Genomic DNA, 20,906 nt, shown 5'->3' on the forward strand with positions numbered 1-20,906 from the left:
GTCTGACAAGCCATAACCCAGAGCACGCTGGTTCAGCACCAAATAGCTCCGGCCCGCTACGCGGCCGATGGGTCAATCGGGTCGGCGTGCGCTTCTTAGTCGGTTTCCCTCGCATACCCGACGGCAGCGCGAAGCGCTGTGCCGAAGCTATTTGGTGCTGAACCAGCGCGCTAAAACGTCTAGCTCGTCAGACCGTGCGCGAGCCAAGCCCGGTAAGTCCTTCGAGGGCGACACTTAGGCGAGTACCACCGACGGCTGGCAAGTATGGCCAACGTGCGTGTGACCGCGGGCGATGAGAAGCTGCTTTCTTTGGTTACTTTCTTTGCAGCAGCAAAGAAAGTGACCCCCGCCCCGGGGAGGGGCAGTGCCAATAGACCACCACGAAACCGGGATCCGGCGAAAACAAACTCCGCAAAATCTCTATTCCGATTGAATACGCTGTTCGATCCTGCCGAGCCGCACGACAGTCACTCCCGGACGTAATTGCCGCAATGAGGGCATGACGAGCATGCAATCGTCATAGGGCGTCTCGACGGCAGTGCCATCCGACCATCCGATTACGCTACCCGCTTGGGGAAACACTTCGAGCCCGGTAAAGTCGCCCGCGAACCGAAAGTCCATGCTCTTCGCGACAACGGGTTCCGTCACCCGCACGACGAGCATCTCCCGCAGCGATGCCTGAATCCACCCCGCAGGCAAATCATCCTCGCCGACGACACCGGAGAGCAGAAGAAACCGCGCAGTCACGTCGCGCGCCACGGTCACGGCGCCCGCTTCCCAGTGCTGTCCGCATTCGATAAGCAATGCGTTCCTGCTGCTCGACGGATCGCCGAAGCCTTCGTAATCGCGCATGCGCCGTCCTTCGGGATGGCCTTCATCGCAGATGACGGTCGCGGGCGTGCCGAGCCGCGCCGACAATTCGATGCCTTTATCAAGCGGCCCCGCGACGATCAGCGGCTTGCTCTTCTCATGCATCGAATGAAGATCGAGCAGCAGATCGACGGTATCGATCACAGGCCGCATCGCGCGGGCGCGGCGCAGTTCGCTCGAATCGCGCGAGGTGTCGTCGAGCGCTTGCGCAGTCCATACGCGATTGAAATCCTGATCGACGAAACGCGATGCATCCGGCTTGCCCGCATCGAAGCGCGCGTATGCATCGACGTTCGCGAAGGCCAGCGTGAGCTTGCCGCGACGCGGCCTCAGTCGAGCGCGCAGCAACGCATCGACGACGATCGCGCCGCACACTTCGTTGCCGTGCGTGAGCGCATTGATCATCACATGCGGACCGTCGATGCCCGAGTCGAACGTATGCACATACGGCACACCCGCGTTGCCCGCTGCATGCGCGCCGATATCGGGAAACGTGATCTCGATCGGATAGGCGTTCATTCGAGTCCGCCCTGGCAGAGATATTTGATCGACAGATAATCGTCGAGGCCATACTTCGAGCCTTCGCGTCCATAACCCGATTCCTTCACGCCGCCGAACGGCGCGGCTTCGCTCGAAATCGCGCCTTCGTTGATGCCGACGAGTCCCGCTTCGAGCAGACGCGACACGCGATCGATGCGCTTCAGGTTCTGGCTATAGAAATAGGCGGCGAGGCCGAACGGCGTATCGTTCGCGACGCGGATGGCTTCGGCTTCATCGTCGAAACGGAAGAGCGGCACGACCGGGCCGAAGGTTTCCTCGCAGCTCAATTGCATGTCGGATGTGGCGCCGGTGAGCACGGTCGGCGCGTAATAGTTCGGGCCGAGTTCGGCGAGACGCTTGCCGCCCGTGAGCGCGCGCGCACCGCGTTCGATCGCGTCGCTTACGTGACGTTCGATCTTCTCGACCGCGCGCGCGTTGATCATCGGGCCGATCTGCGCGTCGGGGTCCGTCGCGGGCGCGACCTTCAATGCGGCGACGCGCTTCGCCAGGAGATCGGCGAACTTGTCGTACACGGACGACTGCACATACACGCGATTCGGGCACACGCAAGTCTGTCCGCCATTGCGGAACTTCGACGCCATCAGTCCCGTGACGGCGGCGTCGAGATCGGCGTCGTCGAATACGATGAAGGGCGCATTGCCGCCGAGTTCCAGCGAGAGCTTCTTCAACGTGCCCGCCGATTCGCGTGCGAGGTACTTGCCCACCGGCGTCGACCCGGTAAAGGTGATCTTGCGCACGCGGCCATCTTCGAGCCAGTCGCCGACGGCTTCCTGCGCGTTCTCGCGCGATGCGCCGATCAGGTTCAACGCACCCGCCGGCACGCCCGCTTCATGCGCGAGCAGCACGAGTGCGAGCGCCGTGAGCGGCGTGTCTTCAGCAGGCTTGCCGACCACCGTGCAACCCGCCGCGAGCGCAGGCGCGATCTTGCGCGCGATCATCGCGAGCGGGAAATTCCACGGCGTGATCGCCGCGACGATGCCAACCGGCTCCTTTACCGCGCTCATGCGCTTGCCGCGCTGCTGCTGCGGAATGATGTCGCCGTAGATGCGCGTGGCTTCATCCGCGAACCATGCGACATACGACGCGCCATACATCACTTCGCCGCGGCCTTCTGCGAACGGCTTGCCCTGTTCGAGCGAGATCAGACGCCCGAGCGCATCTGCATTTTCGACGATCAGCGCATGCCAGCGATGCAGCACGGCCGCGCGATCTTTCGGCAGCGTATCGCGCCACGCGGGAAAGGCGCGCGCGGCGGCATCGGTGGCGGCGCGGGCGTCGGCGGGGCCGCTGTCGGCCACTTGCGCGATGACATCGCCCGTCGCGGGATCGGTGACGGCGAAGCGCTTGCCGCTCGCGGCGGGAACCCATTTGCCGTCGATGAAATTGTCGGCGCGAATCAGATCGCTCAACTCGTATCGTTGCGTCATGATGGTCTCCGGAATGTTCAGCCGAGCAGGCGAGCGATGGCCGTGCCGACTTCCGTCGTGTTCGCGCGGCCGCCGAGATCGCCGGTATGCGGCCCTTGCTTCAACACGGTTTCAATGGCGGAGAGCATCGCGTCGTGCGCGTCGCGTTCGCCGAGGAATTCGAGCATCATCGCCGCCGACCAGATCATCGCGACCGGATTGGCGATGTTCTTGCCCGCGATATCCGGCGCGGAACCATGCACCGGCTCGAACAGCGACGGGAAGTTGCGCTCCGGATTCATGTTGGCCGAAGGCGCAATGCCGATCGTGCCCGTGCATGCCGGACCGAGGTCCGAAAGAATGTCGCCGAAGAGGTTCGTCGCGACGACCACATCGAAGCGATCCGGGCTCAACACGAAGCGCGCGCACAGAATGTCGATGTGCTGCTTGTCCCATTTGATCTCGGGATACTGCGCGGCGATTTCGGCGGCGCGCGCATCCCACCACGGCATGCTGATCGAAATGCCGTTGCTCTTGGTGGCGACCGTCAGTTTCTTCTGGCGTTTTTGCGCGAGATCGAACGCGAACTTCAATACGCGTTCCGCGCCCTTTCTCGTGAAGATCGATGTCTGCGAGACGAACTCGCGTTCCGTGCCTTCGAACATCGTGCCGCCGACGGACGAATACTCGCCCTCGGTGTTTTCGCGCACGATCATGAAGTCGATGTCGCCCGCCTTGCGGTTCGCGAGCGGCGAGGGCACGCCGTCGAAAAGACGCGCGGGGCGCAGGTTGATGTATTGATCGAACTCGCGGCGAAACTTGAGAAGCGAACCCCACAGCGAGATGTGGTCCGGCACGGTGTCAGGCCAGCCGACCGCGCCGAACAGAATCGCATCGGCGTCTTGCAGTTGCGCCTTCCAGTCGTCGGGCATCATCTGGCCGTGCTGCGCGTAGTAATCGCAACTCGCCCATTCGATATGCCGGTACTCCAGTTCGATATTGAAGCGCTTGCTCACGGCATCGAGCGCGCGCAATGCTTCGGGCATCACTTCCTTGCCGATGCCGTCGCCCGGAATCACGGCAATACGATATTTGCTGGACATGTGCTACTCCGCGTGAAGATGATCGACGATAAAAAGCACGCACGTGCAAAACGCGCGTGCGTGCATTCGTTCATGAGAAGAATGAGGCGCGCGCCTCAGTGATGATGCTGCGAGAAGAGCGTTTCGAGCGGATAGTGCGTTTTCACGAACGCCGTCTTGATGATGACATAGCTGAAGTACTTTTCGATGCCGATGCCACGCTCCAGCAGTCCTTCCACAATGCTCTGGTAATGGCTTACGCTGCGCGTGACGAACTTGAGCAGATAGTCGTAGCCGCCGCTCGCGAGATGACATTCGACTATCTCGTCGACATCCTTCACGGCATTCACGAAGTTGATGAAGTCTTCGCGGCGATGATCCGCGAGCGTGACTTCGGTGAAGACCACCTGCACGTCGCCGAGCTTCTCGAGTTGAATCTGCGCGCCGTAGCCGACGATGAAACCCGCCTTTTCCAGCCGCTTCACACGAATCAGGCAAGGGCTGGGCGACAGACCGACCGCATCGGCGAGCTCCACGTTCGTGATGCGCCCGCGTTTCTGCAATTGCGAGAGGATACGCAGATCGATTCGGTCCAGCTTGCTGTCGGTGCTCATCGCGGCGGGTTCGGTCTCGCATGTCGGCGGTCGGTCGATGTTATCACGCAGCCGCGCGGGAGCTGAAGCCCGATCCGCCCTTCAACGCGTCGCGTACTTCGCTCTGCGCGAGCACGTCGTCGAGCGTTTTCGTGAGGCGCTCGAACAGCATGTCGAAGTTCGCCTGCGTGTAGCACAGCGCCGGCGCGAAGCCGAGAATGTTGTCGCCGAACGCGCGAAACACGAGGCCGTTGCCATACGCGGCTGCGGCGATACGGTCCGGCAGCTTGAGCAATGCATCGAAGCCGCGTTTGCTTTCCTTGTCGGCGACGAGTTCGAGCGCGCCGAGCAAACCGCGATGACGCGAGTCACCGACGAGCGGATGGTCGAGCAATGCGTCGAGCCCTTGCGCGAAGCGCGGCGCCTGTGCCTGGCCGTTCGCGAGCAGGCCGCCTTCATGATAGAGCCGCATCACTTCGAGGCCGATGGCCGCGCTCACCGGATGCGCCGAATACGTGTGGCCATGACCGATGACTGCGGACGCATCGGTGCCATCGGCGATACCTCGATAGACCGCATCGGACATGAGGACCGCGCCCATCGGCGCATAGCCTGCGGTCAAGCCCTTCGCGACCGTCATCAGGTCCGGCTCGACGCCTTCGCCTTCGCACGCGAAGAGCGGACCCGTGCGGCCGAAACCGGTGATCACTTCATCGGCGACGAAGAGGATATCGAGCTTGCGGCATGCATCGCGCATCGCCTTAAGCCAGCCCGACGGCGGTACGATCACGCCGCCCGAGCCTTGAATTGGCTCGCAGAAGAATGCGGCGACGTTGTCCGCGCCGAGCTCCGCGACCTTCGCTTCGAGCGCCTGCACCGATGCCGCGATGAGCGCGGCATCGTCGGCGTATTCGTTGCGATACGCATACGGCGAAGGAATGTGATGCTGCGTCGCGAGCGGCAGATCGAAGTTGCGATGGAACGCGGGCAAGGCGGTCAGTCCCGCGCCGATCGACGACGATCCGTGATAACCGCGTTGCAGCGCGATGCAATGCTTCTTCGACGGACGGCCCGTCGCGTTGTAGTAATGCGTGATGAAGCGCAGCGCGGAATCGACGGCATCCGAGCCGCCGAGCGTGAAGTACACGTGTTGCAGCGACGCGGGCGCAAGCTCGACGAGCTTTGCGGCCAGTTCGATCGCGGGTTCGGAGCCGAAGTGGAAATAGCTCGTGGCGTAGGGCAGTTTCGTCATCTGCTTCGCAGCGGCCTCGACGATGCTCGCGTGCCCGTAACCCGTGTTCACGCACCACAGGCCGGAGAATGCATCGAGCAACTGCCTGCCTTCGATATCGCGCAGGAACACGCCATCGGCGGAATCGAGCACGGTGACGCCGCGTGCCTCATGCGCGCGATAGCTGACGACGGGATGAATCAGATGTTGACGGTCGGACTCGACAAGCGACTTGATCGGCATGATGCGGCTCTCTCTTCGCGAAGGGGGCGGAATGGCTCTTGACCGTTTCATACTATCGGCAGAGCCGTATCGCGCGCATCGCCAAAAAAATCGCCAAAAAGTGAATTCGCGGTTTTTTTCGGGGGCGCGCAGCATTTTGTGCTGCGCGCCCCGGAGGACGGGTTCAGTAGCCGCGCGTGCGGTCGATCGCGCCGATCATGCGTTCTCCCGCGCGATGGCGGCGCAGGTTCTCCAGCACCACGTCGACGGCGGTTTCCGGCCGCGTCGCGCTCGCGATATGCGGCGTCAGGCGCACGCGCGGATGCGTCCAGAACGGATGCGTCGGCGATAAAGGCTCGGGATCGGTCACGTCGAGGATCGCGGCATGGAGATGGCCGCTGTCGAGCGCATCGAGCAGATCCTGCTGAATCACCTGCGGGCCGCGCCCCACGTTGATGAACGATGCGCCTTTCGGCAGCATCTGGAACACGTATTTGCCGATGAGTCCGCGCGTCGCATCCGTGAGCGGCAACAGGCACACGAGGATATCGGTGCGGGCGAGGAACGTATCGAGCGATTCGATGCCCGCATGACATTCGACGCCTTCGATCTCATGCGGCGAACGGCTCCATCCGGCGCAATCGAAGCCGAAGAGACGCAGCGTTTTCAGCACCGCGGTGCCGAGCATGCCGAGCCCGAGCACGCCGACGCGCCGCGTCGAAGCCGCGCGCACGGGCATCTCGCGCCAGACGCGCTCGCGTTGCTGCGCGGCGTAATCGAAGAGATCGCGATGAATGGTGAGCACGGCCTGCGTCACGTATTCGACCATGCCTTCGACGATGCCCGGCTCGGTCATCCGCACGACCTCGACATGCGGCGGCACGCCCGACAGATCGAACTGATCGATGCCCGCGCCCACGGAGAAGATCACTTCGAGATTGGGGAATGTCTGCATGACGTCGGCGGGCGGCTGCCATGCGGCGAGATAGCGGACGGCTGCGGGATCGCCGATGTCGGGCCACACACGGAACGTCACGTCCGGCGCTTTTTGCGCGAAGTGCTGCGCCCACTGCTGGCCGCGTTCAGGATCGGCTTTGTAGAGGATCGTCATGGGTATCAGCCCAGCGCCTGATTGATGATCGCGAATTGCGCGACGGACGCATCGTGCGGCGGCGTGCCGTTGCGCGCCATCTTGATGACCGTATCCACACGTTTGAGCCCGATGCCTTCGAGCCAGTCCGAAAGACCGCTTTCATCCGGCGTATCGATGCGCGTGAACGTGCCTTCGCGAGACGCGAGCGCATGCGCGATGAGCGCCTGCGCGCGGCGTTGGTGCTGCTGATCGGCGGTGACGGCAACCACCGGTCCGATCGCGTGACCGCGCCCGAACTCGCGGATGAGCGAGAAGCCGAGCACTTCGCCATCGCGTTCGAGCACGACGCCGCGCGCGACGTTCAACAGCGCGGGCAGCAGCGCGCTTCGGTCGAGTCCGTTCGCGCGCGATGCGAGATCGACGATGGCCTGCGTATCGCCCGGTTCGATCGCGCGCAGCCGTTCGCCTTGCGGCAAGTCGATCGCAGGCACGTCGAAATCGGCGGATTGATGCTGATGGATCGCGCCGATGCGCTTGAACCCGAGCTTCGCGTAAAGCGGTTCGCCCGCGGGCGTCGCGTGCAGCACAGTGATGCGGTTGCCGAGCGCTTCGAGCAGCAGTTCCATCAGCTTGCGGCCGATGCCTTTGCCCTGGCAGTCGGGCGCGACGATCACCATGCCGAGCGATCCGCCGTCGTCGCCGTATGTCCAGAAGAGCGCGGTGCCGACCACGCGCTCGCCGTCCTGCGCGATGAAACCCGCGCCGGCGTCGAGCACGAAGCGCCAGTCGTCGGCGCGATGCGGCCATTTGACTTCGACCGAGAGCGCATGCGCCGCGGCGATGTCATCGGCGGTGAAGGGACGATAGAGAAGAGCGGATGTTTCGGCGGCGGACACGGCATGCTCCACATGAGAGGATGCCCGCCACTTTGACACGCGGCTTAGGCGCGCGGATAGGACGATCCTGTTGCGTCAGGCGCTCGCTGCGCGCCCGCGCATCCCGAGCCATGCCAGGCCGGCAGCGCCGAGCCCGAGCGCCGCCACCGCGATCCATAACGCGATGGAAAAGGAGCCGGTGTGCGCGGCGATCGGCGCTGCGACGAGCGGTCCGGCGATCTGTCCCACGCCGTACGCGGCCGTCGCGTATCCCATCAGGCCGGCGGCGGCTTCACCGCGCAATCGGCGCGCCTCGCGCATCGCGAACAAGGTGATCGCGGTGAACGGCAAGCCCAGCAGCGCGCTGCCGATACCGAAGCCGAGCGCGCTCGGAAACACGATGCCCAGCAGGATGCCGAGCGCCTGGATCAGATAGCACGCCGCCGACAAGAGCCGGTTGTCCCACGACAGCGGCAGCCGTGCGGCGATCAGCGCGCCTGCGATCAACGCCAGTCCGAACGCCGGCCAGAACAGGTCGGGCCACGGCGAGCCGGGCAACGCCTGTCGCGCGATGACGGGAAGAAACGTCGCGGTGATGATGTAGCCGAAGCCCGCGAGACTGTAGAGGCCGACGAGCCCGATCGAATCGGCGCGCGCCGACGCGGGCGCTGCGCGCTCGGGCACGTGTGCGCGACCGCGCGTCGATGGCGCCTGATGGGCGAGCGTCTTCCACACGATCGCGCCCGCCACGCCCGACGCGATCGCGAATCCGATCCATACCGAGGGCGCTGGCACGCCGAGCGCGGCGGCCGCCGCACCGAGCAAACCGGTCGCGACGATGCCGACGCCGGGCCCCGCGTAGATCACGCCGCCGAGGCCGTGCGCGTCGAGTTCGGCGAGCCGCCGCAAGCCCCATTGCGACGCGAACACGAAGGCCCACGCGCTGACGACGCCCGCCGCGAAGCGTATCGCGGCCCACAGCCAGAAGAGATGGACGACGCCCATCGCGAGCGTCAGCACGATCGTCCACGCGAGCGCGAGGCGCACCATGCGCGCGTGGTCGATGCGGATCGCCGCGCACGACAACGCGCCGATCAAGTAGCCCGCGTAATTCGCCGATGCGAGCCAGCCGCCGTGGCGGATATCGAGCGCGCCGCTTTTCAGCATCAGCGGAAGCAGCGGCGTGAAGGCGAATCGCCCGACGCCGAGCGCCACCGCGAGCACGACGGCGCACGCCAGCGCGGCATTTCGCGCGTGATGAGCGGGCAGCGACGAAGCTTGTGCGGGCGAGGCCATGAGTCGATCAGCGTAGCGGTAATGAACGCATCCTAACTTGACCGATGTATCTTGAAAAATGAATAATCGAGATGCAATGAATCTTCTGGAAAGATCATGGATCTATCGGCATTGACCATTTTTCGGGCTGTCGTGCGCGAGAACGGCGTGACGCGGGCGGCGGCGAAACTCAATCGCGTGCAGTCGAACGTGACGACGCGCATCCGTCAGCTTGAGGAGACGCTCGGCACGGACCTTTTCATTCGCGATGGCCGGCGTCTCGTGCTGACGCCAGCCGGCGAGACCTTGCTGCCCTACGCGGAACGGCTGCTCGCGCTCGCCGAGGAAGCGCGTCACGCGGTCAGCGAGAATCGTCCGCAGGGGCGTCTGCGACTCGGGACGATGGAAAGCACGGCCGCGAGCCGCCTGCCGCGCGTGCTCGCGACTTACCATCAGCGCTGGCCGCAGGTGACGCTCGAACTGGCGACGGGCGTGACACGCGCGCTCATCGAAAGCGTGCGCACGTTCGAAGTGGACGCGGCGGTGATGGCGCGTCCGATCGAGCCCGACACGCTTCCCCCCGAGCAGTTCGAGTTCGTGCCGGTGTTCGAGGAAGAGCTGGCGCTGGTCACGCCGCGCGGACAGCTTCCGGCGACGACGGCGCGCGAGGCGGCGGGTCTGACGCTAGTGGCGTTCGAGCGCGGCTGCGCTTACCGCTCATACGCGATGCGCTGGTACGAGCAGCAGGGCATCAGGCCGGCGCGGGTGCTGGAGCTGGGTTCGTATCACGCGATCGTCGCGTGCGTGGCGGCGGGAGCGGGCGTCGCGGTGGCGCCGCGTTCGGTGCTCGAACTCGCGCGGCTGGATGGCGAAGTGGATCTGCATCCGATGGGCGAACTCGGCCGCGTCGATACGCTGCTCGTGTGGCGCAAAGGGCACTTCTCGGCGGCGCTCAACGCGATGCGCGATCTGCTGGTAAGCGGGTCGAGTTGAGTTCGCACATAATCGATATCAGCGATTTGAACCCTGACGCGAGGCTGATCCATGCAACTGCAAACGGGTAACCTGTTCGGCGTCGAAGCAAGGCGCGGCGTCGAAGAGCGGATCGACATGCTCGTCACGGGGCAGCGCCTGAACGTGGAGCGGATCGTGTCGATGGGACACGCGAGTCCTGAAGGCTTCTGGTACGACGACTCGCGCGCCGAATGGGTCGTGCTGCTGTCGGGAGCGGCCACGCTCGAGTTCGAGGAGAACTCGACGCGGCACGACATGCGTCCGGGCGACTACGTGCTGATCGAGCCGCATTGCCGGCATCGCGTCGCGTGGACGGATGCCGACGAGCAAACCGTCTGGCTCGCGATCTATTTCGAACGATGAAGGCGCGTCGAGCGGCACGCGACCCGCTCAAAGCAGACGAGGGTCCTGCGTCGCGGGTTGCGGCGCTATCTGCAGCGGCACCGGAATGTGCAGCTCCTTCAGGAGCGCGGCAGCGCCGGGCCACGACGCCGGCAGCGTCGGCAGTCCGGGAAGCGTGTTGCCGCCGCCGGGCAGGGTCACATGGGCGATGCCGCCGCGTACGGCGGACATCGCATCGCGATCGATGGTATCGGCGCGGGGCAGATCGGTGATGGTCAGAGTGGTCATGGCTGGTCTCCTGGCAAAAGTGAAGTGAATGACGACATGCAAATCGCCACTCATTCATTTGCACGCGCCATGCCAACGAGTGCGAAAGTCCCTGCCTATAAGCGTCGAGCAATTTATTCGAGCGCGCACGCGTGTCACGCGACGGCTCGCGAGCGACAGTTCGATTACTCGATGTCGGCGCACAGCAGACATTCGCCCGTCAGGGCATTTGCTGAACCCACTGACTTCGCCAGGCCGGTGCTTCGAATGGATTCGAAAAGTATTGGGTTTCGTGAATCACCTTGCCGTCGCGGAATTCCATGATGCTGACCGTAAAGGCCGCCTGTCCCTGATACGAGATCATGTATTCCGTGATCCAGAGATTGCCTTCTCCCTGAATCCGTTTGACATCGAAACCGGATGGCTTGTCCGGATGATGTCCCCGCAATGCCTGCAAGTTCGCCCGTCCGCGTATGCGTTCGCCTGACTGGGGATAATCGCAGATGGCGTCGTCATCGTAGATGTCGTGCTCGGCGTCGAGATCGCCGTTCGCCGATGCGAGCCAGTGCGCATTCAGCGCTTCTCGAATCTGCTCTTCACTCATGGCGTGGCTCCGGATATCGTGCGCGCCGCAATTACTGCGGGCTGCGCGGAATAAAGCCGGGGCTGCCCGTCTTCACGACCTCGTTGAACCGCTGCCGCGTCTCGATCCGGTTGATCTCGTCGAACGCGTCTGCCGGAAGCGCGGATACATCGAGATTCTCGCGTGCGCGCTCCGCTGTCTTGGGCGTCGTGAGCAACGCGCCGCCGCGCTGAATCGCCCAGGCAAGCAGTACCTGCGCCGGCGTCTTGCCGATTCGCGCGGCAATCCGCGTAATGACGGGGTCTTCGAGCGGCCCTGGCCTGATGCCATGACCCAATGGCGCGAAGGCCAGAAACACGATCTGATTTTCCTTGCAGAAGTCCAGAAGCTCTGTTTCCGGAAGATACGGATGAGCCTCGACCTGTACCACTGCGGGCTTGATTCGCGCCGCTTCGTAAAGCCCTCGCAATTGGTCCAGGCCGATATCGGACAGTCCTATGGCGCGGCATTTTCCCTGATCGACGAGACGCTCCATCGCGCTCCACGTATCGTGCAAAGTCACGCCTTTATCGTAAATGACGGCGCCGTTCTGATCGCGCGGATCCTGCTCATCGCCCGGCTGAAATGCAAACGGCGTATGGATCAGATAGAGATCGAGAAACTCGACGCCGAGCCTTTCACGGCTTCCTTCGAAAGCCGCTTCGACACGCTCCGGCCGATGATTGGAATTCCATAACTTTGTCGTGACGAAGATGTCCTCGCGCGTAATTCCGCCATCCGCGAGTCCTGTGCGCAGAGCCTCGCCTACTTCACGTTCGTTTCGATACCGCTCGGCGCAATCGAAGTGTCGATAGCCGGCTTCCAGTGCTTCCCGGGTAGCGCGAAGAGTCGTGGCCGCATCGGGAATGAGTGTGCCGAATCCGAGCGCGGGCATAAGGCCGCTCCCGTGATTGAGCGCCAGTTTTCTGGTCCGAAAATCGCTCTGCTCGATCATGGCGATACTCCGTATTTCTTCACGATGCATTCGTGAACATCCGATACCCGAATCAGTCTATGCGCCGATTCGAGCGCGTGCAACGGAAGCGGCCAGATGTTCTCGAATGCGGATATAGTGCCTCGTGATGTGCGCGTCATCTGCACGAATGTTCAGTTTGACAAATCAGGCTCAGCGAGGAGTGACGAAGTTCATGATCAAGCTCGGGGTGCTCGGCGTCGGCGATCTGACCGAGAAGATGATTCGAGGATGGCATCGCAGCGGCAGCGACACGACGTTTCTTCTTTCGCCCAGAAGCCGCGCAAGAGCGGAAAGTCTCGCGAAAGATATCGGCTGCACGTTGATGCGCGATAACCAGGAAGTCGCGGATGCCGCTGATGTCGTCCTCATCGGCGTTCGTCCGGGACAACTCGGCGAGCTCGCGCAGGAAATCAACGTGAAGCCCGGCATCCCGCTCATTTCCGTTGTCAGTGGCGTGCCGGTCGGCGATTTGCAGCGCATGTTCGGCGCAAGGGAATGCACGCGCGCCATGTTGTCCCTCGCTGCCGAGATCAACCGCTCGACGGTCGCGGTCTATCCCGCCGATTCAGCGATGGCGCCGTTGCTCGCCGCGCTGGGCAATCCGGTGCTGCTTGCAACCGAACGCGAATTCGAACTCGCCACGGTCGGCGCATGCATGAACGGATGGTTTTATTTCCTGCTTCACGACCTCCAGCAATGGTTCGTTCAGAAGGGCTTCGCACCCGACGACGCGAGACAACTCGTGCTCAGTGGCGTCGAAGACTGCGTGGCTTACTCGCGATACAAAGCTTCTTCGGGCATCGGCGAAATCGGTTCATCCATCGCGACGGCGGGCACCTATACGGCACAAGGTCTGGATGTGCTGGAAAGGCTCGGTGGCAACGCGGCGTGGAAAGCCGCATGCGAGCACGTGTTCGAGCAACTGACCGCGAAGGAACACGTTCATTCGAACTCGAACTCGAAGTCGCGCCGCGAGTAGAAGCGCTGGAGTTCGTGCTTCTTCGGCCGCACACCCGTAAAGACTTCGACGTACTCCGGAATGCGCATCATGCGGACGGACATGTCTTCGTGAGGCTTCGTCGAGACATAGCCGGCCTGCGTGAAATACGCGACGCGCGCGCGGACATCGGCGGCGCGCGGCTCATAGTCGAATCGCTCGAATAGCGCAGTCAGCGCCTCGATGCGCTGCGCGTCGTCCTGAGCCATGTGCTCCGCGATGTCCGGCGATTGCTGCGCCCAGTTGCGGATCGCGGCCTCGAAGCGCGAGTCGAAGATCGTGTCGTCGAACCAGCAGTCGAAGACGTTCAGCATCGCTTCGCACACGCTGTCCGCATACGCTTCTGTACGCTCGATCCAGTTGCCCGTGTTCTTCTGTTTCCATCGGTCGAGCAGCGCGGCCAGCAATTCTTCACGATCCTTGAAGAACCAGTAGAAACTCGTCCGCGAAAGATTCAGCTTTTTTGCGAGCGGAAGAATGCGGACCGCTTCCACGCCACCTTCCAGAAGACCTTCATACGCCGCATCGAGCCACATCTCGGCGGAGCCGCGCACCACGTCGAGCGTCTCGTCCATTTCGTTATTTCCTCCGCTTTGACGACTCCAATGTACACCATTGTCTCCCTACTTGACGCATGTGTACAGAGGTTCTACTCTTGATTCACAACAGGCGTTTCGTCCCCACTCGCTTCGATGAGGCATCCATGTCCACGGACCCGCTGCTGCAGCCGTACACGCTGAAACACCTTACTTTTCGAAACCGGATCATGACGACGTCGCATGAACCGGCGTACGCCGAGGACGGGATGCCGAAGGCGAGCTATCGCGCGTACCACGTCGAACGGGCCAAGGCGGGCCTCGCCTTGACGATGACAGCCGGTTCCGCGGCGGTGTCGAAGGACAGTCCGCCGGTCTTCAACAACATCCTCGCGTACAAGGATGAAGTCGTGCCGTGGATGAAGGACCTCGTCGACGAGTGCCACGAGCACGGCGCAAAAGTGATGATCCAGTTGACGCATCTCGGCCGCCGCACGCGCTGGGACAAAGGCGACTGGCTGCCCGCCGTTTCGCCGTCGCACAACCGCGAACCCTCGCACCGCGCTTTTCCGAAGAAGCTGGAGGACTGGGATATCGAGCGCATCGTCCGCGACTTCGCCGATGCGGCGGAGCGCATGAAGGCCGCCGGGCTCGACGGGCTGGAAATCGAATCGTACGGTCACTTGATGGATCAGTTCTGGTCGCCGCTGACGAATACGCTCGAAGGTCCGTATGGCGGCTCGCTGGAAAACCGCATGCGCTTCACGTTCGACGTGCTGCGCGCGATGCGCGAGCGCGTCGGCGAGCGCTTTCTTCTCGGCATCCGCTATACGGCCGATGAAATGCTGGCGGGCGGCATCACGAAGGAGGAGGGCATCGAGATTTCGAAGCGCCTGAAAAACAGCGGTCTCGTCGATTTTCTGAACGTTGTTCGCGGGCATCTGGATACCGACGCCGGGCTCACCGACGTCATCCCCATCATGGGCATGAAGAGCGCCCCGCACCTCGATTTCGCGGGTGAAATCCGGCAGGCGACGGACTTCCCCACGTTCCATGCGGCGCGCATTCAGGACGTCGCGACCGCGCGCCATGCGATCGAGTCGGGCAAGATCGACATGGTCGGCATGACGCGCGCGCATATGACCGATCCGCATATCGTGCGCAAGATCATCGAGCGCAGGGAGGACGATATCCGGCCCTGCGTGGGCGCGAATTACTGCCTCGATCGCATCTATCAGGGCGGCATGGCGCTGTGCATCCACAACGCCGCGACGGGCCGCGAACTGGAGATGCCGCACACGATCAAGCCTGCCGCGACGAAGCGCAGGATCGTCATCGTGGGCGCGGGGCCCGCGGGTCTCGAAGCGGCGCGCGTCGCGGGCGAGCGCGGACACGATGTCGTCGTGCTGGAAGCGATGAACGATCCCGGCGGCCAGATTCGCCTGACCGCGCAGAACGTTCGCCGCAAGGAGATGATGGGCATCGTCGACTGGCGCATGGCGCAGTGCGAAAGGCTCGGCGTGCGGTTCAGGTTCAACACGTGGGCCGACAACGAGACCGTGCTGGCGGAGAATCCGGATGTGGTGATCGTCGCGACCGGCGGCATGCCGCACACGGAGGTCTGTACCGAAGGCAACGAGCATGTCGTCTCGTCGTGGGACATCATTTCCGGCGATGTGAAGCCCGGCGCGAACGTCTTGATCTTCGACGATGCCGGCGATCACGCCGCGCTTCAGGCAGCCGAAACGATCGCGCAGGCCGGCGGCAAGGTGGAAGTGATGACGCCCGACCGCTCGTTCTCGCCCGAAGTCATGAGCATGAACCTCGTGCCCTACATGCGCTCGCTGCAGAAACTCGCGACCACATTCACGGTGACGTTCCGCCTCGAATCCGTGCGCCGAGAAGGCGGCGAACTGGTGGCGACGATCGGCAGCGACTACGGCGGCGTGAAGAAAGAGCAGCGCCACGATCAGATCGTCGTCAATCACGGCACGATTCCGATGGACGAACTGTACTTCGAGCTGAAGCCTTTGTCGTCGAACCTCGGCGCGGTCGATTACGACACGCTCATCGACGGCAAGCCGCAAGTCGTCGAACGAAATCCGCAAGGGCGCTTCCAGCTCTTCAGGATCGGCGATGCGGTGGCGGCGCGCAATACGCACGCCGCCATCTACGATGCGCTTCGTCTCGTGAAGGACCTATAGGCGTTACTTCTCGATCTGCTGATTCCAGCGCTGATCCCACTGGGCGCGATTCGCGTTGATCGTGTCCCAGTCCACCACGGTCACTTTCTTCACGAGCGCGTTCAGGTCGCCGAGATTCTTCTCCATCTCCGGCGTCATTTTCGCCTGCGTGTTGGTGGGAATCTGCTTGCCGGCTTCGGCGGCCTTCGTTTGCGCGGGCGCGGACAGGAGGAATTGCGCGAGCTTCTGCGCGAGCGCCGGATCGGGATTGTTCTTCACGACGCACACATCGACGAGCAGCAGCACCGCGCCTTCCTTCGGCGCGACATACGCAACCGGCAGGCCCTTGTCCTTCAGATCGCCGATGGCGGTCGGCGTGAGCGGAAAGAGGCCGGCTTCGCCCGTCGTGATCATCTCCGAGAGCTTCGCCGAATTCGGAATGTACTCGACGACATTCGGGCCGACCGTCGTCGCCCATTTGGAAAAGCCCGGCTCGACGTTCTTCTCGCTGCCGCCGAGGATGCGGTTGATCGCGAGGAAGCCATGCAGGCCGAAGGTGCTGCTCGACGCCGACTGGAACACCACCTTGCCCTTGTACTTCGGATCGGCGAAGTCCATCCACGAAGTCGGCGGCGCCCAGCCCTTTTCCTTGAAGAGCTTCGTGTTGTAGCCGATGCCGGTCATGCCGAGCTGCACGCCCGCGCCCATGTCGTCCTTCAGGCGCGCGAACGGGTAGAGCTCCTTGAGCACGGGCGCATCGTCGAGCTTCTGGCACACGCCCATGCTGACGGCGCGCGCCATCACGCCGTCATCGAGGAACGCGACGTGAATCTGCGGACTGTTGCGGTTCGCGAGCAGCTTCGCGAGCACGTCGGACGACGTGCCCGGCACCACGACGACCTTCACGTTGTTGGCTTTCTCGAACTCGGGCAGGACCTGGCTGGTGTAGGCCTTTTCCATCGGTCCGCCGTTCATGCCGATATAGATCGTCTTGCTCTGCGACCAGGCGGACGACGTGACACCGAGCGCGACGAGCGCGGCGAGCGAAACGAGTGTGCGGGGCAGCTTCATCGTGAGTTTTCCTTGTTCTGATTTAGTGAGTGACGGGTAGAGGCATCGAACTGAACCGTCCGATCGAGAAGGCGTCGATCGGCGTGCTGGTCGCGCCCTGCGTGACCAGTTCGGCGAGCACTTCGCCGACGCCGGGCGCGAGCAGAAAGCCGCCGCCCGAAAAACCGAAGGCATGCAGAAGACACGGCGTGGTGCGGCTCGGCCCAATGATCGGATTGCTGTCGGGCGTCTCGCCTTCCACGCCGCTCCAGGTGCGGATCAGGAGCGCATCGCGCAGGGCGGGCAGCAGCGCGCAGGCGTCGCGCATCACGGCGCGCGTCGTGGCCGTCGATGGCTGCGCGTACTCGCCATCGCCATGTCCGCGTCCGCCGCCGATCACGCAGTTGCCGCGTTCGACCTGACGCGCGTAGATGCCGCCGCCGACCACGCCGAGACTGTGCCCGATAAAGAGCGGCAGCGGCTCGGTCACCCACATGTTCGGATAGATGGGCTTCATCGGCGCGCTTTCGCCGAAGCTGCCCGCGATGCGGTTCGCCCACGCGCCCGCGCTGTTGACGAGCCAGTCGGAACTGATGCGCTCGTTGCCCGCGCGCATCTGAAAGCGCGTGCCGTCGAAGGTGATGTCGGCGAGCTCGGTCTGCTCGCGCACGTCGGCGCCCGCGCGCCGGGCGGCATGCGCGAAACCCGGCGAGACGAGACGCGGATTCGCGTGGCCGTCGCTCGGGCAGAGCGAGCCGCCGATCGCCGCAGCTCCGAGCCACGGATAGCGCTTGCGGAATGCGGCGCCGCTCATCACCTGCGATTGAACGCCGTGTTCGCGCGCCATCGCGGACCATCGATCGAGCACGTCGAGATCGGCTTCGTAGCGCGCGAGACGCAGATGACCCGACATGACCATCTCGCCGTCGATGCCGATCAGCTCGGGCAGGCGTCCATACACGCGCCGCGCGCGCACGGCGAGCGGCAACTGTTCTGCCGTGCGTCCCTGCGTGCGCACGCCGCCGTAGTTCACGCCGCTCGCCTGCGCGCCGCAGAAGCGCCGTTCGATCAGCGCGACGCGCATGCCCGTTTTGGCGAGCGCAAGCGCCGTCGATGAGCCGACGAGCCCGCCGCCCGCGATGACGACATCGTAATGACGGATGTCACTCATCGTGGGCTTCCTCAGGCTGCACCTGCACGCCGTCGTCGTAGAGCATCGGTGTGATCGGGATGGGTTTGATGGGCGCCTGGCTGCGCAGACGGCCGACCTCGGCGAGCGGCTTGCCGGTTTCGGCGGCGAGGAGCGCAATGGCGGATTCGCCGCACATGCGGCCCTGACAGCGGCCCATGCCGATGCGCGTGAGCGCCTTCAGCCGGTTGACTTCCGTGGCGAGGCCGCTGCGGATGCACGCGCGCATCGTGCCGGCGGTGACTTCCTCGCAGCGGCACACGATCATGTCGTCGGGCCAGTCCTGCGCGGCGTTCGCGGGCGGCGCGAACGCATGCTCGATGCCCGCGCGGAAAACGGCGATGCGTTCGAGTTCGCGTTCGAGCTTCGCTGCATCGGGCTGAGCGCGTTCGTGCGCCATGATGCCGATGTCTTCGATCAGCGCGAGCGCGGCGCGCCGTCCCGCGAGATCGGCGGCGTCCGCACCGGCGATGCCCGCGCCGTCGCCGGCGAGATACACGTTGCGTTCCGAGCTGCGGCCCGCTGCGTCGCGCTCGGGAAGCCAGCAGCGATTGAGCGCGTCGAAGCGGAAACGGCATCCGGCGAGGTCCGCGAGTTGCGTTTCGGGGCGCAGGCCGAAGCCCATGCCGACGGCATCGCAGTCGAGCGTGCGTGGATCGCCGCGATGCGTACGCCAGCGGATGCCGCGCACGGCATCGTCGCCGTCGATGTTATCGAGCGTCACGCCACGTTCGATACGCACGCCATGCGCCTGCAGCCATGCGACGAAATACAGGCCCTTGGCGAACGTCGCAGGCTGGTTCAACAGGCGCGGCGTGGCGGCGGCCTGACGCGCGAGCGGGCTGGTATCGAGCACGGCCGCGACCCGCGCGCCCGCTTTCGCGTATTGATAGGCGACGAGATACAGGAGCGGCCCGGTGCCCGCGAACACGACGCGCGAACCGATCGCGCAGCCTTGCGCCTTCAACGCAACTTGCGCGCCGCCGAGCGTGAAGACGCCCGCGAGCGTCCAGCCGGGCAGCGGCACGATGCGATCCGTCGCGCCGCTCGCGATGATCAGATGCGTGAACGGCACGCTCGCCTCGCGCCCCGCGTGAAGCGTGTCGAGCCGGTTCTGCTCGCACGCCCACGCGAGCGTGTCGGGGCGATAGTCGATCTTCGGCAGCAGCTTCGCCATCGCGCCGTGCACGGCTTCGGCCTTCTTCGCCTCGAAGCCGTAGAGCGTCGTTGCACTGCGTTTGAAGCCCGCGTCGGCGGGCGGCTGCCGATAGATCTGTCCGCCCCAGCGCGCGTTTTCATCGATGACGACCGGCCGCAGTCCCGCCGCGACGAGCGTTTCCGCCGCGCGAATGCCAGCCGGTCCGGCACCGACGATCACCACACGATGCGCGCCGTTCATCGCGCGTCCTCCGTGACGACACGCATGCCCGCTTCGATGCGCGTCGAGCATGCGCGCATGCGTTTGCCGTCCTCGCCGCGCACCCAGCAGTCCTGACACGCGCCGATCAGGCAGAAGCCCGCGCGCGGCTTGCCGCTGAATTCGCTATGCCGCACATGCCGTTGCTGCATGAGGATGGCGGTCAGAAGCGTATCGCCCGCGAGCGCTTCGGCCGGCACGCCATCGAGAACGAAGGGAATGCGTGCGCGCTCGATCTCGTCGAGACGAACGAACTGCGGCGCATGATGAATCGTTGCGGTGCTCATGAGAGTGGGTTCAGTGCTGGCCGATCAGAATGCGGTTGAGCCCGTACACGCGGTCGAGAATCAGCATCGCGCCCGCGGTGATGAAGATGACGAGCGCCGAGACGGACGCCATCATCGGATCGATCGATTCGGTCGCGTACATGTACATGCGCACCGGCAGCGTGACCGTTTGCGGCGACGTGACGAAGACCGACATCGTCAGCTCGTCGAAGCTGTTGATGAACGCGAGCAGCCAGCCGCCGGTGATGCCGGGCAGGATCATCGGCAGCGTCACGCGGCGGAAGGTCGTCCACGAACTAGCGCCGAGAGACGCCGCCGCGTGCTCGATGCTGCGGTCCATGCCGCTCACCGACGCGAGCACGAGCCGCATCACGAACGGCGTGATGATGACCATGTGCGCGAGGATCAGCCACGCGAACGAGCCGGTTGCGCCGATCAGCGCGAAGAAGCGCAGCATCGCGATGCCGAGCACGAGGCCGGGAATCACGAGCGGCGAGAGCAGCAGCCCGTTCAGGAAGCCGCGCCCCGGAAAGCGCGCGCGGCCGATCGCGAGTCCGGCGGGCAACGCGATCACGAGCGACAGCGTCGCCGATGCGAACGCGAGCTTCACGCTGTTGAAGAACGCCGAGATGAAGTCGGGATAATCGAGAATCGCGCGGAACCAGCGCAGCGAGAGGCCGTGCGTGGGCAGCGTCAGTGTTTCTTCGGGCGTGAACGCGACGAGCATGACGATGACGAGCGGCGCCAGCACGAACAGGATCACGATCGTATGGAACGCCAGCGCGACGGGACCGTTTTTGCGCATGATGGATCGCCTC

At 64.0% G+C, this 20,906-nt stretch carries 21 protein-coding genes; 4 read left to right on the forward strand and 17 right to left on the reverse strand.

Going from position 1 to position 20,906, the window contains the following annotated elements:
- Nucleotides 1-420: 420 nt before the first annotated feature.
- The 8 genes from ACEN42_RS23715 to ACEN42_RS23750 all read right to left on the reverse strand — a co-directional run bounded on the left by ACEN42_RS23715 (nucleotide 421) and on the right by ACEN42_RS23750 (nucleotide 9,229).
- Nucleotides 421-1,389 carry a M14 family metallopeptidase gene (locus ACEN42_RS23715; protein WP_371884881.1) on the reverse strand — a complete coding sequence of 323 codons (969 nt, stop codon included), beginning with the start codon at nucleotides 1,387-1,389 and terminating at the stop codon, nucleotides 421-423.
- Nucleotides 1,386-2,858: an NAD-dependent succinate-semialdehyde dehydrogenase gene (locus ACEN42_RS23720; protein WP_371884882.1), complete on the reverse strand. Its 1,473-nt coding sequence runs from the start codon at nucleotides 2,856-2,858 to the stop codon at nucleotides 1,386-1,388. The genes ACEN42_RS23715 and ACEN42_RS23720 overlap by 4 nt, the downstream gene beginning before the upstream one ends.
- Before the next feature lie 17 nt (nucleotides 2,859-2,875).
- Entirely contained in the window at nucleotides 2,876-3,940 is a 1,065-nt protein-coding gene (locus ACEN42_RS23725) for a tartrate dehydrogenase (protein ID WP_371884883.1), read from the reverse strand.
- 95 nt (nucleotides 3,941-4,035) lie between these two features.
- Complete coding sequence (locus ACEN42_RS23730; protein WP_187606672.1) at nucleotides 4,036-4,533, reverse strand: Lrp/AsnC family transcriptional regulator; 498 nt, start codon at nucleotides 4,531-4,533, stop codon at nucleotides 4,036-4,038.
- A 43-nt stretch (nucleotides 4,534-4,576) separates the two neighbouring features.
- The gene (locus tag ACEN42_RS23735) at nucleotides 4,577-5,986 is read right to left on the reverse strand and encodes an aspartate aminotransferase family protein (RefSeq protein ID WP_371884884.1); all 1,410 of its coding nucleotides are present in this window, start codon (nucleotides 5,984-5,986) and stop codon (nucleotides 4,577-4,579) included.
- 163 nt (nucleotides 5,987-6,149) lie between these two features.
- Nucleotides 6,150-7,076, reverse strand: a complete 927-nt coding sequence (locus tag ACEN42_RS23740; protein WP_371884885.1) for a 2-hydroxyacid dehydrogenase — start codon at nucleotides 7,074-7,076, stop codon at nucleotides 6,150-6,152.
- A gap of 5 nt (nucleotides 7,077-7,081) precedes the next feature.
- A complete protein-coding gene (locus tag ACEN42_RS23745; RefSeq protein ID WP_371884886.1) occupies nucleotides 7,082-7,954 on the reverse strand; it encodes a GNAT family N-acetyltransferase in 873 nt (290 codons plus the stop codon).
- A gap of 75 nt (nucleotides 7,955-8,029) precedes the next feature.
- The gene (locus ACEN42_RS23750) at nucleotides 8,030-9,229 is read right to left on the reverse strand and encodes a YbfB/YjiJ family MFS transporter (RefSeq protein WP_371884887.1); all 1,200 of its coding nucleotides are present in this window, start codon (nucleotides 9,227-9,229) and stop codon (nucleotides 8,030-8,032) included.
- A gap of 96 nt (nucleotides 9,230-9,325) precedes the next feature.
- Between ACEN42_RS23750 and ACEN42_RS23755 the strand changes: the two genes are divergently transcribed.
- Both ACEN42_RS23755 and ACEN42_RS23760 read left to right on the forward strand, forming a co-directional pair.
- Nucleotides 9,326-10,201, forward strand: coding sequence for a LysR family transcriptional regulator (locus ACEN42_RS23755; RefSeq protein ID WP_371884888.1), 876 nt, complete (start codon nucleotides 9,326-9,328; stop codon nucleotides 10,199-10,201).
- A gap of 51 nt (nucleotides 10,202-10,252) precedes the next feature.
- Complete coding sequence (locus ACEN42_RS23760; protein ID WP_371884889.1) at nucleotides 10,253-10,585, forward strand: cupin domain-containing protein; 333 nt, start codon at nucleotides 10,253-10,255, stop codon at nucleotides 10,583-10,585.
- Between the two features lie 27 nt (nucleotides 10,586-10,612).
- Here the strand turns inward: ACEN42_RS23760 and ACEN42_RS23765 are convergent, their stop codons facing one another.
- The 3 genes from ACEN42_RS23765 to ACEN42_RS23775 form a co-directional block, all read right to left on the reverse strand.
- Entirely contained in the window at nucleotides 10,613-10,852 is a 240-nt protein-coding gene (locus ACEN42_RS23765) for a hypothetical protein (protein ID WP_035503817.1), read from the reverse strand.
- A gap of 199 nt (nucleotides 10,853-11,051) precedes the next feature.
- Nucleotides 11,052-11,435 (reverse strand): nuclear transport factor 2 family protein, encoded by a 384-nt coding sequence (locus ACEN42_RS23770; RefSeq protein WP_371884890.1) that lies wholly within the window; start codon nucleotides 11,433-11,435, stop codon nucleotides 11,052-11,054.
- 31 nt (nucleotides 11,436-11,466) lie between these two features.
- The gene (locus ACEN42_RS23775) at nucleotides 11,467-12,408 is read right to left on the reverse strand and encodes an aldo/keto reductase (protein ID WP_371884891.1); all 942 of its coding nucleotides are present in this window, start codon (nucleotides 12,406-12,408) and stop codon (nucleotides 11,467-11,469) included.
- A gap of 193 nt (nucleotides 12,409-12,601) precedes the next feature.
- On the opposite strand from ACEN42_RS23775, the gene ACEN42_RS23780 reads away from it, so the two are divergent.
- On the forward strand, nucleotides 12,602-13,408 hold the full coding sequence (locus ACEN42_RS23780) for an NAD(P)-binding domain-containing protein (protein WP_238292177.1): 807 nt from the start codon (nucleotides 12,602-12,604) through the stop codon (nucleotides 13,406-13,408).
- Here the strand turns inward: ACEN42_RS23780 and ACEN42_RS23785 are convergent.
- Nucleotides 13,372-14,001, reverse strand: coding sequence for a TetR/AcrR family transcriptional regulator (locus ACEN42_RS23785; protein ID WP_371884892.1), 630 nt, complete (start codon nucleotides 13,999-14,001; stop codon nucleotides 13,372-13,374). The genes ACEN42_RS23780 and ACEN42_RS23785 overlap by 37 nt on opposite strands.
- 128 nt (nucleotides 14,002-14,129) lie before the next feature.
- On the opposite strand from ACEN42_RS23785, the gene ACEN42_RS23790 reads away from it, so the two are divergent.
- Nucleotides 14,130-16,166 (forward strand): NADH:flavin oxidoreductase, encoded by a 2,037-nt coding sequence (locus ACEN42_RS23790; RefSeq protein ID WP_250486711.1) that lies wholly within the window; start codon nucleotides 14,130-14,132, stop codon nucleotides 16,164-16,166.
- Nucleotides 16,167-16,169: 3 nt separating this feature from the next.
- Here the strand turns inward: ACEN42_RS23790 and ACEN42_RS23795 are convergent, their stop codons facing one another.
- Genes ACEN42_RS23795 through ACEN42_RS23815 form a run of 5 tightly spaced genes read right to left on the reverse strand, consistent with a single transcriptional unit; the run spans nucleotide 16,170 to nucleotide 20,893 of the window.
- Nucleotides 16,170-17,216: an ABC transporter substrate-binding protein gene (locus tag ACEN42_RS23795; protein WP_035503809.1), complete on the reverse strand. Its 1,047-nt coding sequence runs from the start codon at nucleotides 17,214-17,216 to the stop codon at nucleotides 16,170-16,172.
- A 22-nt stretch (nucleotides 17,217-17,238) separates the two neighbouring features.
- Complete coding sequence (locus ACEN42_RS23800) at nucleotides 17,239-18,366, reverse strand: NAD(P)/FAD-dependent oxidoreductase (protein WP_371884893.1); 1,128 nt, start codon at nucleotides 18,364-18,366, stop codon at nucleotides 17,239-17,241.
- Nucleotides 18,359-19,783, reverse strand: a complete 1,425-nt coding sequence (locus ACEN42_RS23805) for an FAD-dependent oxidoreductase (RefSeq protein ID WP_371884894.1) — start codon at nucleotides 19,781-19,783, stop codon at nucleotides 18,359-18,361. The genes ACEN42_RS23800 and ACEN42_RS23805 overlap by 8 nt, the downstream gene beginning before the upstream one ends.
- The gene (locus ACEN42_RS23810) at nucleotides 19,780-20,088 is read right to left on the reverse strand and encodes a (2Fe-2S)-binding protein (RefSeq protein ID WP_371884895.1); all 309 of its coding nucleotides are present in this window, start codon (nucleotides 20,086-20,088) and stop codon (nucleotides 19,780-19,782) included. The genes ACEN42_RS23805 and ACEN42_RS23810 overlap by 4 nt, the downstream gene beginning before the upstream one ends.
- A gap of 10 nt (nucleotides 20,089-20,098) precedes the next feature.
- On the reverse strand, nucleotides 20,099-20,893 hold the full coding sequence (locus tag ACEN42_RS23815) for an ABC transporter permease (protein WP_238212106.1): 795 nt from the start codon (nucleotides 20,891-20,893) through the stop codon (nucleotides 20,099-20,101).
- Nucleotides 20,894-20,906: the final 13 nt, after the last annotated feature.

The sequence above is a fragment of the Caballeronia sp. S22 genome, from assembly GCF_964261745.1.
GTDB classification, from domain to species: domain Bacteria; phylum Pseudomonadota; class Gammaproteobacteria; order Burkholderiales; family Burkholderiaceae; genus Caballeronia; species Caballeronia jiangsuensis.

Excerpts from the sequence above, each read along its gene's own strand:
- ACEN42_RS23715 (WP_371884881.1), bottom strand. The coding sequence starts at position 1,389 with ATGAACGCCTATCCGATCGAGATCACGTTTCCCGATATCGGCGCGCAT.
- ACEN42_RS23720 (WP_371884882.1), bottom strand. The coding sequence starts at position 2,858 with ATGACGCAACGATACGAGTTGAGCGATCTGATTCGCGCCGACAATTTC.
- ACEN42_RS23725 (WP_371884883.1), bottom strand. The coding sequence starts at position 3,940 with ATGTCCAGCAAATATCGTATTGCCGTGATTCCGGGCGACGGCATCGGC.
- ACEN42_RS23730 (WP_187606672.1), bottom strand. The coding sequence starts at position 4,533 with ATGAGCACCGACAGCAAGCTGGACCGAATCGATCTGCGTATCCTCTCG.
- ACEN42_RS23735 (WP_371884884.1), bottom strand. The coding sequence starts at position 5,986 with ATGCCGATCAAGTCGCTTGTCGAGTCCGACCGTCAACATCTGATTCAT.
- ACEN42_RS23740 (WP_371884885.1), bottom strand. The coding sequence starts at position 7,076 with ATGACGATCCTCTACAAAGCCGATCCTGAACGCGGCCAGCAGTGGGCG.
- ACEN42_RS23750 (WP_371884887.1), bottom strand. The coding sequence starts at position 9,229 with ATGGCCTCGCCCGCACAAGCTTCGTCGCTGCCCGCTCATCACGCGCGA.
- ACEN42_RS23755 (WP_371884888.1), top strand. The coding sequence starts at position 9,326 with ATGGATCTATCGGCATTGACCATTTTTCGGGCTGTCGTGCGCGAGAAC.
- ACEN42_RS23760 (WP_371884889.1), top strand. The coding sequence starts at position 10,253 with ATGCAACTGCAAACGGGTAACCTGTTCGGCGTCGAAGCAAGGCGCGGC.
- ACEN42_RS23765 (WP_035503817.1), bottom strand. The coding sequence starts at position 10,852 with ATGACCACTCTGACCATCACCGATCTGCCCCGCGCCGATACCATCGAT.
- ACEN42_RS23770 (WP_371884890.1), bottom strand. The coding sequence starts at position 11,435 with ATGAGTGAAGAGCAGATTCGAGAAGCGCTGAATGCGCACTGGCTCGCA.
- ACEN42_RS23775 (WP_371884891.1), bottom strand. The coding sequence starts at position 12,408 with ATGATCGAGCAGAGCGATTTTCGGACCAGAAAACTGGCGCTCAATCAC.
- ACEN42_RS23780 (WP_238292177.1), top strand. The coding sequence starts at position 12,602 with ATGATCAAGCTCGGGGTGCTCGGCGTCGGCGATCTGACCGAGAAGATG.
- ACEN42_RS23785 (WP_371884892.1), bottom strand. The coding sequence starts at position 14,001 with ATGGACGAGACGCTCGACGTGGTGCGCGGCTCCGCCGAGATGTGGCTC.
- ACEN42_RS23790 (WP_250486711.1), top strand. The coding sequence starts at position 14,130 with ATGTCCACGGACCCGCTGCTGCAGCCGTACACGCTGAAACACCTTACT.
- ACEN42_RS23795 (WP_035503809.1), bottom strand. The coding sequence starts at position 17,216 with ATGAAGCTGCCCCGCACACTCGTTTCGCTCGCCGCGCTCGTCGCGCTC.
- ACEN42_RS23800 (WP_371884893.1), bottom strand. The coding sequence starts at position 18,366 with ATGAGTGACATCCGTCATTACGATGTCGTCATCGCGGGCGGCGGGCTC.
- ACEN42_RS23805 (WP_371884894.1), bottom strand. The coding sequence starts at position 19,783 with ATGAACGGCGCGCATCGTGTGGTGATCGTCGGTGCCGGACCGGCTGGC.
- ACEN42_RS23810 (WP_371884895.1), bottom strand. The coding sequence starts at position 20,088 with ATGAGCACCGCAACGATTCATCATGCGCCGCAGTTCGTTCGTCTCGAC.
- ACEN42_RS23815 (WP_238212106.1), bottom strand. The coding sequence starts at position 20,893 with ATGCGCAAAAACGGTCCCGTCGCGCTGGCGTTCCATACGATCGTGATC.